This is a genomic window from Paraburkholderia sp. A1RI_3L, assembly GCF_048957895.1.
Lineage (GTDB): Bacteria > Pseudomonadota > Gammaproteobacteria > Burkholderiales > Burkholderiaceae > Paraburkholderia > Paraburkholderia kururiensis.
Window position 1 is genome coordinate 21,832 of the sequence record NZ_JARCHA010000018.1, and the last position, 12,594, is coordinate 34,425.

Annotated in this window: 6 protein-coding genes; 2 read left to right on the forward strand and 4 right to left on the reverse strand. The window is 68.5% G+C overall.

Annotation, left to right across the window (positions count from 1 at the left end; translation table 11 throughout):
- Positions 1 to 25 precede the first annotated feature (25 nt).
- Positions 26 to 1,492, forward strand: coding sequence for a helix-turn-helix transcriptional regulator (locus tag PXJ20_RS29640; protein WP_199541827.1), 1,467 nt, complete (start codon positions 26 to 28; stop codon positions 1,490 to 1,492).
- A gap of 125 nt (positions 1,493 to 1,617) precedes the next feature.
- Positions 1,618 to 3,477: a type III secretion system outer membrane ring subunit SctC gene (sctC, locus tag PXJ20_RS29645; protein WP_421032235.1), complete on the forward strand. Its 1,860-nt coding sequence runs from the start codon at positions 1,618 to 1,620 to the stop codon at positions 3,475 to 3,477.
- Positions 3,478 to 3,548: 71 nt separating this feature from the next.
- Here the strand turns inward: sctC and PXJ20_RS29650 are convergent, their stop codons facing one another.
- From PXJ20_RS29650 to PXJ20_RS29665, 4 genes are all read right to left on the reverse strand, one after another.
- Positions 3,549 to 4,679, reverse strand: a complete 1,131-nt coding sequence (locus PXJ20_RS29650; protein WP_421032236.1) for a response regulator transcription factor — start codon at positions 4,677 to 4,679, stop codon at positions 3,549 to 3,551.
- A gap of 518 nt (positions 4,680 to 5,197) precedes the next feature.
- Positions 5,198 to 5,935: a DUF3455 domain-containing protein gene (locus PXJ20_RS29655; RefSeq protein ID WP_421032237.1), complete on the reverse strand. Its 738-nt coding sequence runs from the start codon at positions 5,933 to 5,935 to the stop codon at positions 5,198 to 5,200.
- 175 nt (positions 5,936 to 6,110) lie between these two features.
- Positions 6,111 to 7,478 (reverse strand): Nramp family divalent metal transporter, encoded by a 1,368-nt coding sequence (locus tag PXJ20_RS29660; RefSeq protein WP_421032238.1) that lies wholly within the window; start codon positions 7,476 to 7,478, stop codon positions 6,111 to 6,113.
- A 261-nt stretch (positions 7,479 to 7,739) separates the two neighbouring features.
- Entirely contained in the window at positions 7,740 to 12,581 is a 4,842-nt protein-coding gene (locus tag PXJ20_RS29665) for an Lhr family helicase (protein ID WP_421032239.1), read from the reverse strand.
- Between the last annotated feature and the right edge of the window lie 13 nt (positions 12,582 to 12,594).

Sequence of the window (12,594 nt, forward strand, 5' to 3'; positions counted from 1 at the left end):
CTGGCCCTTCAACAAGGAGTGCACGATGTTCCTGACACCCTATTTCCCGCTTGCCGCTGCGCTTACCGTGCGCCGCCTGCCCGCGGGCTTTCTCGACAAGGTGCTCGAAGGCAATCTCGGCGCGGCGGGCGCACAGGCCAACCGCTGGGCGGAAGACGCGCATCAGAGCACCGACATGCCGTACCTGCTGCAACTGCACGCGGACATGCAGATGACGCTCGGCATCGGCGACGAAGCCGAAGAGCAGTACCGTCGCGCGCAGAAGGTGATCCGCACGCCGCGCGAAGCCATTCGCGCCGCGTCGTGCCGCAACGCGGGCTGGCAGGCGCTGTTCCGGCACCGGCTTGCCACGGCGCTCTCGTGCTTTGCGCGCGTGGTGGACGAGACCGGCATCGACCCGCTGCAACGCATGGAGGCGCGGCTCGGTATCGTGTGCGCGCTGCACGAACTGGGGCAATCGCGTGCCGCGGCCGAAGCCCTGGACGAACTCGCGGCGATGGCCGCGTCGTCCGCGGGCGGCGCCGTGAACGGCGAGCCTTCGTACTGGCGCGACGTCATCACGACGCTGCGCTTCGATCTCGCCGTGCAGCGCGAACTGCGCTCGGCGGCGGCGCTCTCGGACCACGCGTACTGGCAATCGGGCATGACCGACGACCGCACGCCGGGCAGCGGCGAAGTGACCGAAACCGCGGATCTGCACGAGGTCGCCGCGCTGCGCGTGCGGGTGCCGCTGCTGCGCGAGCGCATCGACTATCTGCGCCAGCTGCGTGCGCTTACGCGCGGCAACCGTAATGCGATGGACGCGCTTACTGCGCATCTGACGTGGGCGCAGCACACGGGGCTGCACGAATACCTGCGCACGGCGCGGCTGGAAATCGTGCTGGCTGCGCTCGCCTCCGAGTCGCCGCAACTGGCCGAGACGATGCTCGAGCCGCTGCATCGCATCGACTATGCGGCCTCTACGGGGCACCGGCAGCTCGAATATCTCTACTGCGTGGCGAAGGTGCGCCAGACCCAGGGCCGCACGCGCGAATCGATGCAGTTCTACAGCCGCTACGCGCTGATCTGCGCGCAGTGTCTGCGCGACGACGCCGCGGCCATCGTGCCGTTCGCGAATCGCGCGCCGCGCCACGGCGCGCAGCTCGACGACGTGGGCGCGCGGCTGCCTGCGAAGTACCGGCGCGCGTATCGCTATCTGCAGGAAAACCTCGATCGCCGCGATCTCTCGGTGCGGGAGGTGGCCGCCGAAGTCGGCGTGACCGAACGCGCGCTGCAAAGCGCGTTCAAAAACTTCCTCGGGCTCTCGCCTACGGAGCTGATTCGCCGGCAGCGCATGGAGCGCATTCGCGCCGAGCTGCTGCGCGACTCGTTCACGAGCGACCGCAGCGTGCTCATTGCCGCCAACAAGTGGGGCGTGCAGAACCGCTCCACGCTCGTGAACGGCTACCGCAAGCAATTCCACGAAGCGCCTTCGGAAACGCTGGAACGCTAGCCGCCTTCGCATCGCAGGCGCACTGCGCCCGGCATGGCCCTCCACGGTTCGCGCCGCTGCTGGTCACAGCGCGCGCGGCCGTGGCGGTCGAGACGTCCCACCTCCCAACGAACGACGTTGTCCCCATGAATAGAAAAAAACTCGTCTGCGCCGTCTGGATGGCGGTGTTCGTCGCGACGGCGATGCCGGGGCCCAGCGCCGATGCGGCGCCCATCCGGTGGCGCAATTCGGCGGTTCATATTTCGGTTGAAGGCAAAGATCTCAAGGACGTGCTGCGCGACTTCACCGCGGGGCAGGGCGTGCCCGCCACCATCTCCGGCGACGTGCACGGCACGGTGACAGGCCAGTTCGACATGTCGCCGCAGCGCTTTCTGGATACGCTCGCGTCCACCTTCGGCTTCGTCTGGTTCTACGACGGCAACGTGCTGTCCATCAGCGACGCCAACAGCGTGACGCGCCAGGTGATCAAGCTCGACCACGCGCGCGTGTCGGACCTGAAGGCGTCGCTCGATCAGCTGCACATTTCCAACCCGCGTTTCCCGATCATGTTCGACGCGGAGCAGGGCACGGCGCTCGTGAGCGGCCCGCCCGCCTACGTGCAGATGGTGGCCGACGTAGCGAAGCGGCTCGACGACAACGCGGAGCAGCGTATCGGGTCGATGGTGCGCGTGTTCCCGCTGCACCACGCGTGGGCCGCGGACCACAAGGTGCAGATCGACGGCAATACGGTGAACGTGCCGGGCGTGGCGAACGTGCTCGCGAAGATGTACCACCCGCAGGGCAACGGCGGTTCGGACGGCACCGATGCGGGCGGCCAGCGCAATGCCGTGCAGCCCACCATGCAGCGTCTGCAACCCATGCAGGACGTGACGGGCAGCACCTCGGGCGGCGGCTATGAAGGCGCCGGCAATCCGCCGCTGCCGCCGGGCATGGCGGGCGCGGGCACGCCGACGGCGCTGGGCGGGCTCATCGCGGGCATGGGCGGAGGCGGTAATGGTGGCGGTGGTGCGCCGCTGCCGGGCTATGGCGGGGCCGGCGGCGCATACGGCGGCGCATATGGCGGCTACGGCGCCAACGCCTCGCAGAGCGGCTATGGCGCAACGCCCATGGGCGGCACGGACAACCTGCCCGTGATCGTTGCGGACCCGCGCACGAACTCCGTGCTCGTGCGCGACCTGCCGCAGCGCCTGCCGCTCTACCAGACGCTGATCGACCAGCTCGACGTGAAGCCGAGGCTCGTGGAGATCGAGGCGCACATCATCGAGATCGACGAAGACGCGTTGAAGCAGATCGGCGTGGACTGGCGCGCGCACAACAGCCACATCGACCTGCAAACGGGTAACGGCATCACGCAGCAGAACGGCTACAACGGCAACATCAACCCGACCTTCGATACGCGCACGCTCTCGGACGGCACCACGGTGATCGACACGTCGCCGGTAGGCGGGTCGCTCACAGCCGTGATCGGCAACGCGGGCCGCTACCTGCTGGCGCGCGTGAACGCATTGCAGAACAACAACCTCGCGCGCATCGATGCGAGCCCCAAGGTCGCGACGCTCGACAACGTGGAGGCCGTGATGGACCACAAGACGCGCTTCTTCGTGCGCGTGTCGGGCTACACGTCGGCGGATCTCTATCAGGTCTCCACCGGCGTGTCGCTGCGCGTGCTGCCGCTCGTGGTGGACGAGGACGGCAAGGAGCGCATCAAGCTCAACGTGCACATCGAAGACGGCACGCTCACGGGCCAGCAGGTGGACAACATCCCGATCATCACGACGAGCACCATCAACACCGAATCGTTCGTGGGCGAGGGCGAGAGTCTGCTGATTGCCGGCTATCGCGTGGACAGCACGACGAACGGCGAGTCGGGCGTGCCGGGCCTGTCGAAGATTCCGCTCATCGGCGCGCTGTTCCGCTATCGCAGCGACGAGCACAGCCATATGGAACGGCTCTTTCTGCTCTCGCCGCGCATCATCGAGTTCTGAAGCGTAGAGAAAGGGGAAGCGGGCGGCTGCGCCCGCTTTTCTTTCTGCGGATGCGTCGACGCTTCGGCGACTCAGTTGCGGCTGCTGCGCGGCGTGCGTGGCGTGTGCGGGGTGTGCGGGGTGTGCGTCGTACCGGCCCACGGCGTGCGCACCATACGCGCAGCCGTCTGCGCACACGCCGTGAGGCTGGCGGCGGGCGGTACGTAGGCGTCGCTGTCGGTATCGGACCACGGGCGTGCATCGAGCGCCGCCGCGCTGCCCGCGGGATGCACCTGGGGCCGCAACGCTTCTTCGAGCACGAGCGATTCGGCCGGGTCGGCGGGTGCTGCACTCGTCACCGCGGCGGCTTCCTTGCGCTGCACGACTGCGGCAAGCACGGCGACATGGCGAGGCGTGGCCGTGCGCATCACGTTTTCGGGCTCGCGCGCGGTGTCGCGTGTGGCCTCGTTGTGACGTGCAGCGCCCGTGCCGTTCAACTCGTGCGCCTCGTCTTCGCATTCCGCCACGGCTGTCTCCGCCAGCTCGATGCGGTAGCCGTGCGCGTACATCGTGCGCAGATGCACGCCGTGCGCGCCGTTGAGTTCGAGCTTCTTGCGCAGCTTGTAGATGTGCTGCTCGAGCGTGCGGCCCACGATGTCTTCCGAACTGCTCCACACCGCGCCCGCAATCTGGCGGCGGCTCACGTATTCGCCGGGACGCGAGAACAGGAGCCATGCGGTGGCGAACTCGCGTGACGTGAGGCGCACCGTATCGCCCGCCACGTGAACCACGCACGAGCGGCGGTCGAGCCGGTAGACGCCACACTCCAGGCGGTCGTCGGCGTCCGAAGGCTGGACGGGTTGAAAGCGGCGCAGCGCGAGATGCACGCGTAAGACGAGTTCGCGCGAATCGATGGGAGAGAGCACGACGTCGTCGGCGCCCGCGTCGAAGGTGCGGGCAATGCTGGCGCGGTCGCTGCGCGCGCCCACCACGATGAGCGGCGCACGGCGGTCCGCATAGCAGGCGCGGCGCGCGAGCACGGGGCGCAGCGGGTTCACGCCGGTGTCGGCGTCGATCAGGATCGCACTGAAGTCTTCGCGATAGACGGCGCGGGCGAGCGTAACGTCGTCGGCGAACTGGCTGCAGGTGGCGCCGTCGGCCTCGAAACACTGACAGATCAACCTGAACAGCGCGGTGCTCCTGGTCATTACGGCTAGTTTCATTTTTCCTCCGGTTGTCCTGTCGCCCGGCGTCCCCCTGCACTCGCACGCAATGCAAACCGTATCGAGACCATAGCCGTCGCAGCGAATGATCGGAAGGTAGAGCGGCGGGTGTTTCAAGGCTGTAACGGTTTGTTTCATACCGATTGCCTTATGTCACCCTGGTAAGACCTGAAGAGGCGTAACGAAAAACGCCTATGCGCGTTTCAGCGCAATTCGCGCAAAGTTAACCGCAAAATCGATAGAAAATCGCGTCACGTAGATTTTGCGCGATTGCATGCAGCTTTCGGTCAATTCGACCTGACATGCCGTGAGAGGCGCGCTGGGCAAGCGTTCCCGTTAGATATTACGAATATGAAAGGATCGTTTAAGCTTATTGAGCTTTGCGCTGCTCATTCCTGCGCCATTTGCATGAACGTGGCGTCGTGGCGAAGTCGATATGCATAACTGCTGCTGACACCTTATTGCCATGTTCTGCAAAAACGGCAGACATGGAGGACAGTCTGCCGGGTGCCGCACCATCACTCGCGCGCGGCATCGCCGCTCGCGCTGGCGGGCACATCGCTCGACGCCACGGCGTGCGAGACGCTTGCGCCAGGCGCGGGCACGGGCGTCGTCACGGCGTTGCTCGCGGTGGGCTCCGCGTTGCGATAGAACAGGTACGTGGCCGAATAAGGCACGAAGAGCGAAATGCCTTCCTGGTCGCATGCGGGGTCGGGCGGCATGCCACCTGTCGTCTGTACGCGCTGGACCGAACTCGTGCGAGCGAAGCGGCCTTCGCCGCGCCGCTCGCCGGCATTGAAGCGGGCAACGAGCCGTTGCCACGGCAGCGCGTTCGCGGCCACCACTTCCTCGCCCACCACGCGCCCCACCACGTAACTGCCGTCGTAGCCCACGAAGTAGCGGCCCGGTGCCACGGTGCCCACGCTGCGCCGGGCGGGGTCCACTAGCGTGGCGTCCGAACCCGTCGCGACCCAGGTGAGCACGTCGCCGTTGCGCCGGCACGTGTAGGTCGTATCGCCCACTGCCGTCAGCACGTCCTGCAGTACTTCGTTTTGCGTGGCGCGCAGGGCTTCGGGCAGCGTGTCGTTGGCGGGCGGAAGCTGCGCGGTGGGCGGCGTGGTGCAGGCCGCCGCCATGAACGCGAAGCACGCGGGCATGGCGAAGCGCGCACCGCGCGACAGACGGCGGCGCGGGGCAACGGGTTCGCAGGCAGCAGGCGGTTTTTTCATCGACGGTGTGATCGCAGTTCGGGTCATGCCGCGAAGGTCCGCGCGGGCCAAACGTCGAAACGTCCCGGCACGGGCAACGGGCGCGCGAGGTGACGGGTGAGCGGGCGCGCATGGCTTGAATGAGACCCGAAACGCGCACGGCGGATGCGGACCGACCCGAACTCTTGAACGCTCGCGCGCAATGAGGCGAGCATGGATCGCTTCACGCGGCCGGCAGCGGCGGCAGCGCCGGCACCGGCACGCCGAAAACGTGCAGCAGCAGAACCGTGTTGAGTGCGAGCACCACGACGGTGGCGAGTGTCGCGACGATCGTCATGAACCGGCTGTTGACGAACGGCCCCATGACGGCCCGCCGGCTCGTGAAGATCACGAGCGCGATCATCGGCACGGGCAGGGCGAAGCTCAGCGCGACCTGGCTGTAGACGAGGGCGTCCGTGACGTTCACGCCGGCCGCCACCACCACGAATGCGGGCGCCATCGTCACGACGCGGCGCAGCCACACGGGAATGCGATAGCCCGTGAAGCCCTGCATGATGATTTGTCCGGCGAGCGTGCCCACGGCGGAACTCGACATGCCCGACGCGAGCAGCGAGACGAGAAAGACCGCGCCCGCCGCCACACCGAACAGCGGCGTCAGCGTGTGGAACGCGGCGCCGATCTCGGCCACGTCGCGATGCCCGGCATGGAACGCACCCGACGCCATGATCACCATCGCCATGTTGACGAGCCCCGCGAGCGAGAGCGCGACGATCACCTCGCGGTTGGAGAAGCGCACGAGCTTGCGACGCCCGGCGTCGTCACGGGCCGGGGCGCGGGCCTGCGTGAGTCCGGAGTGCAGATAGATGGCGTGCGGCATGACCGTGGCGCCCAGAATGCCCACCGCAATCGCGAGCGCGCCGGAGTCGGGCAACTGCGGCACGAAGGCGCCTTGGGCCGCGGCGCGCAGGTCGACGGGCACGATGAGCAGTTCCACCACGTACGAGAGCGCAATAGCCGCAATCAACGCGCCGATGATCAGCTCCACGGGCCGAAAGCCGCGCCGCCCGGCGCTGAGAATCGCGAACGTCACGACGGCCGTGATGGCCATGCCGACGAGCAGCGGCAGATGAAACAGCAGCGAGAGCCCGATGGCGCCGCCGAGGAATTCGGCGAGGTCCGTGGCCATGGCGGCCGCTTCGCTTACGCCCCACATCGCGTAGACGACGGGCTGGGGGAAATGGTCGCGCGAGATTTCGGCGAGATTGCGGTTCGTCACGATGCCGAGCTTCGCGGAGAGCGCCTGGAACAGCATGGCAATGACGTTCGCCGCGAGCACCACCCAGAGCAGCGCATAGCCGTAGCGCGCGCCGGCTTGCAGGTTGGTGGCGAAGTTGCCGGGGTCCATGTACGCGATGGACGCCACCACGGCCGGCCCCGCGAACAGCAGCACCGAACGCAGGCCGCGGCTCCTTCCGCCCAGCGCCTCGCCGATGGCGAGCGTCGTGCGTTGCGTGAGGCCTGGCCTGATTGGTCGCCGTGCGGGTCGTGCGGGTGGTGCGGGTCGTGCGGGTGGTGCTGCGGGCGTGCCCATCGCGTGAACCTCGTCTTGAACTCAATGTGCCTCGAAGTGGCAAGACTGGTGCCTGATTATCCTGCGCGGCTCGCGAGTCTGCTTGCGGCGCTCTGCGTGGGTGCGTGAAGCCTTGCTGGCATGGAGCGAGGCGTGGCGGCCGATGCGACCGGCGAAGCGGTGCCGGTCAAGGTTCATGACCGCCGACGCCATGCAGAAAGAACAAACGGACGTGCCGTTTGCACGGCACGAGTTCAATACCGCCGCTTCAATACCGCTGCTTTAGTACCGCTGGGCGAGCCGCATGCGCATCTGATTCTTCGTCGTGGGGTCGAAGTCGCCGAGGTAGTCGAAGCGGCCGCCCGCCAGCGTCGCCACGGGCACGCCGTCGCGAAAGAGCACGCGGTTGCCGGCCACCGCGGGCACTTTGTCGCCGGCCAGCACGGTGCCGACCAGGTTCAGCGGATCCGTCGCCGAAACGCAGACGAGCACGCCGTCGTTGGCATGACGGCGCACCTCGCGCAGCACCGGAATGGCTTCGGGCAGGGCGAACTGTTCGCCGGAAAGGCCTTCCACGAAGCGTCCGCCGCGCACGTGGCCGCGCGCTTCGAGGCGATGCAGCACGCGCAGCAGGTCGCGCCACGGCGGCAGCCAGGGCGCTTCGCGCGCGAGCAGTTGCCAGAACACCACGCCATAGCGGCGCAGCAGCGTGAGGGCGACGTGTTCGAGCAGCTCGGGTTCAGTCTGCGGCTTGCGGATCACGGGCGCGATGGCCTGGGTTTCGCGTTGCGCCGTGCTTGCAGCGTTCGCCGCGTTTTCTGCATTGGCCACCGGCCGGCGCAGCAGCGCCCAGCGCCCTGCGTCCTCCATGCCGCCGATCAGCGCGCCCGCGCCGCGTGGCCGTCGGCTGCCGTAATAGGCGTTGCGCTTCGCCACGGGCTTGATGAGCGCACGCAGGCCGGCAAAGCCGTCCGCATTCGCGAGCCCCGCGGCCACGAGTTCACCGAGCGCATTTTCCAGTTCCACCGGCAGCAGATGCGCGTGCTGCGCGAGTTCGTCGAAGAACATCGCGCCGTGTTGGGCCAGCAGGTCGTGCACGCGTTGGGCGCGCGCCGAGAGTTCGCCGTCCGCCTCGCCGACCAGCGCTTGCCAGTGCAGCAGATGCCGCCGCGGCAGCAGCACGACGGGCGTCGCGCGCACGGGGCCCGCTGCCGTGCGCGTGCGCGCGCCGAGCCGTGCCCACACCACCTTGCCCGCGCGGCACACTTCGTCCAGCCAGGTGATCGAGTAGTCCTTCACGCGCGCGGGCAGGATCTCTTCTTCCCACGCGCCCGCCGCGGCTTCCCAGCCTTCGAACTGGTCGAGCACGGCGGCGAGCGCATCGCGGCCTTCCACGCGCGTGGCAGGGCTTACGTGCTGCCATTCGAACAGGAAGCGCATGAAGTCGTGGCGCTGCACGGGTTCGATCTCGCGCCGCAGCCGCCGCACCGTGTAGCGATGAATGCGCGCGAGCAGGTGCCGCTCGCACCATTCGTCGTCGGCGGCGCCGGGCGTGAAGCGGCCGCGCATCACGTAGCCTTCGGCTTCGAGCTTCGTCAGCGCGAGCGCAACGGCCGAAGCGGGCAGCGCGAGCGACCGCGCGATCACGGGCACCGGTTGCGGCGCGAAGCCGGTAAGCCGCGCGCGGATCACTTCGACGAGCGCGTCTTCTTCGTGCCACGGTGCGTCGTGTCCCACGGGCGGTCGCAGCGCGGGCTCGCACGGTGCCTGCGGGTAGAGCGCTTCCAGGCACGTGAGGCGTTCCACGGGCACCCAAAGTGCGTCGCCGAGCGCCACTTTCATGCGCGTGGCGCGGCCCGCCTGGGCGAGCGCAGCGAGGCACGCGGGCCAGCCGTCGCTTTTTTCGGCCTCGCGTTCGTTGATGCAGGCAAGGCCCATCAGCGCCTCGTGCATCTCGTCGGCGTTGCGCACGAGCGGCCAGGCTTCGGCTGCCACGCTTTCGATGGCGGCGGCGTCGAGCGCGCCCAGGTCGTCGGCGGATTCGGGGTCGGTCCAGCGGCGGCTCAGCACGGCCTGCGTGCGGCGCTCTTCGAGCGGCGCGTCATCGAGGAACGCATACGGCCGCGCGCTCAGAATCTCGGCTGCGAGCGGCGACGGCGCGGGCAGGTCGCGCGCCACGAGCTTCACTTCGCCCGCCTCCATGCGACGCAGCAGGCGCAGCCAGCCGTCGGTGTCCATCGCGTCGTGCAGGCAGTCGTCCACGGTCTGGTTCACGAGCGGATGGTCGGGCAACTCGCGCTCGCCCACGATGTTTTCGAGGCACGCCACCTGGTCCGGAAACACGGCCGCGAGCAGGTCTTCGCTGCGCATGCGCTGGATGGGCGGCGGCGTCTTGCGCCCGCCCGTCTGACGCGGCAGCGCGAGCGACGTGGTGGCGTTCCAGCGCCAGCGCACGCCGAAGAGCGGCGCATCGAGCAGTGCCTGGATCAGGATGTGTTCGGCCGAGTTGGACCGCAGATAGCGCCACACTTCGTCCAGCGCGAAGCTGTGGCTACCGGTGAGCGAGAGGATGATGGCGTCTTCGGTCGCGGCGGCCTGAAGTTCGAAGTTGAAGCTGCGGCAAAAGCGCTTGCGCAGCGCGAGGCCCCACGCGCGATTGATGCGGCTGCCGAACGGCGCGTGAATGACCAACTGCATGCCGCCCGATTCGTCGAAGAAGCGCTCCATGACGAGCGTGTGCTGCGTGGGCAGCACGGTGAGCGCGGCCCGCGCGCGGGCGAGGTATTCGACGATCTGGCGCGCGGCGCCTTCACTGAGGCCGAGCGTCGAAACGAGCCAGCCGATGGCGGGCGCGAGCGCGGCGGCGCGGCGGCCAGCGTGTGCGTCATTGGCGCGCTCGCTACCATCGGCGCCTTCGTCAACTTCATCGACTTCGCCACGTTCATCGCCTTCCGCGCCAGGCTCCGCTGCCGCGAGCCGCCGCTCGATTTCCTCGCGCAGCCGTGCAACGGCAGCCGAGAGTTCGTCGCTGCGCCCCGGCGCCTCGCCCAGCCAGAACGGGATGTTGGGCGGTTGGCCCTGGGCGTCTTCCACGCGCACGCGGCCCGCCTCCACACGCAGAATCCGGTACGACGCGTTGCCCAGCTGAAACACGTCGCCCGCGAGGCTTTCCACCGCGAAGTCCTCGTTCACGGTGCCGATGTTGACGCCTTGCGGTTCGAGTAGCACGGCGTAGTCGGCGTTGTCGGGAATCGTGCCGCCCGACGTGAGCGCCACGAGCCGGCTGCCGCGCCGTCCGCGCAGCGTGCGGGCGACGGCATCGCGGTGCAGCCACGCGCCGCGCACGCCGTGGCGGCCTGTGTAGCCCTCGGCGAGCATGCGCAGCACCGCGTCGTACTGCTCGCGCGTAAGCGCCGCGTAGGGCGCCGCGCGGCGCAGGCGTTCGAACAGCGCGTCCTCGTTCCACTCGGCGGCGGCCACTTCGGCCACGATCTGCTGCGCGAGCACGTCGAGCGGTGCGTGCGGCATGACGAGCCGGTCCAGTTCGTTGCGGCGCACGCAGTCCAGAATCGCGGCGCATTCGATCAGATCGTCGCGCGAGGTGGGAAAGAGCCGGCCTTTGGGCACGGCGCCCACCTGGTGGCCCGAACGGCCCACGCGTTGCAGGAACGCGGCGATGGTGCGCGGCGAGCCGATCTGGCAGACCAGATCGACGTCGCCGATATCGATGCCCAGCTCCAGCGACGCCGTGGCCACCAGCACGCGCAGCGCGCCCGCCTTGAGCCGCTGTTCGGCGTCGAAGCGGTGCTCTTTCGCGAGGCTGCCGTGGTGCGCGGCGACGGCTTCTTTGCCGAGCCGGTCGGTGAGATGGCGCGCCACGCGCTCAGCCATGCGGCGCGTGTTCACGAACACGAGCGTGGTGCGGTGCTGCGCGACGAGTTCGGCGAGGCGGTCGTAGACGCGCTCCCAGACGTCGTTGGCCATGACGGCTTCGAGCGGCTCGGGCGGAATCTCGATGGCGAGGTCGCGCTCGCGCACGTGGCCCACGTCGACGATGGCGCAGTCGATGGGGTGCCCTTCGGGGTCGAGCGGCAGGGCGGTGGCGGTGCTGTCGTCGGCTTTTGTGCTGCGGCGGGCAGCATGGCGGCCCGTGTGGCGCTGGGCGGGCGTGTTACTGCTTGTACCGCGGCTTGGATCGCGGCTTGTGTCACGGCTCGTATTGCAGCTTGTCTCACGGCTCGTATTGCTGCTTGTATCGCGGCTTGCAGCGCTCTCCGTCTTGCTGCTTGCGTCGGCGACGTGCCCGGCCGCCGCCGCGCTGCCCACCAGAAAACGCGCCACGGTCGTGATCGGCTTTTGCGTGGCGGAAAGCCCGATGCGCGGCAGGCGCCGGCCGCACAGCGCATCGAGGCGTTCCAGGCTCAGCGCGAGATGACAGCCGCGCTTGTTGCCGGCCAACGCGTGAATCTCGTCGACGATCACCGTGCGCACCGTGGAGAGCATCGCGCGCCCCGAGGCCGACCCCAGCAGCACATAGAGCGATTCGGGCGTCGTGACGAGGATGTGCGGCGCGCGCTTGCGCACGGCGGTGCGTTCCTGCTGCGACGTGTCGCCGGTGCGCACGGCGGTGCGAATTTCCACGGGCGGCAGGCCGCGCTGCGCGAGTTCGTCGGCGATGCCGGCGAGCGGGGCGTCGAGGTTGAGCCGGATGTCGTTGGAAAGCGCTTTGAGCGGGGACACGTAGAGCACGAGTGCGGCGTCGGGCAGGGCCGCGGCCGCGGTGTTTTCGGCGGCATCGGGACTGGCGGCCGGATCAGCCGGCTTCGCAGGCGCGGCCTTCGCCGGATGGTTCGCTGCCTTAGCCGAAGGCTGCGTCGCGTTAGCCGGATGCTTCGCCGCATTCCCGAGCCCTTCGCGCACGAGTTCGTCGATCGCCGAGAGGAACGCCGTGAGCGTCTTGCCCGAGCCCGTGGGCGCTGCGACCAGCGTGGAGCGTCCGCTGCGGATGAGCGGCCACGCCGCGGCCTGTGCCGCTGTGGGCGCAGTGAAGCGCTTGCGAAACCAGCTGGCCACTGCGGGGTGGAAACCGGCGAGCGCGTCGGCGGGAGCAGGACGAGAGTTCATGGTCGCGTAGTTG

Bases quoted from the DNA above. Each gene is read 5' to 3' on its own strand.
- PXJ20_RS29660 (WP_421032238.1), bottom strand. From the start codon at position 7,478: ATGGGCACGCCCGCAGCACCACCCGCACGACCCGCACCACCCGCACGA.
- PXJ20_RS29665 (WP_421032239.1), bottom strand. From the start codon at position 12,581: ATGAACTCTCGTCCTGCTCCCGCCGACGCGCTCGCCGGTTTCCACCCC.
- PXJ20_RS29640 (WP_199541827.1), top strand. From the start codon at position 26: ATGTTCCTGACACCCTATTTCCCGCTTGCCGCTGCGCTTACCGTGCGC.
- PXJ20_RS29655 (WP_421032237.1), bottom strand. From the start codon at position 5,935: ATGACCCGAACTGCGATCACACCGTCGATGAAAAAACCGCCTGCTGCC.
- sctC (WP_421032235.1), top strand. From the start codon at position 1,618: ATGAATAGAAAAAAACTCGTCTGCGCCGTCTGGATGGCGGTGTTCGTC.
- PXJ20_RS29650 (WP_421032236.1), bottom strand. From the start codon at position 4,679: ATGAAACTAGCCGTAATGACCAGGAGCACCGCGCTGTTCAGGTTGATC.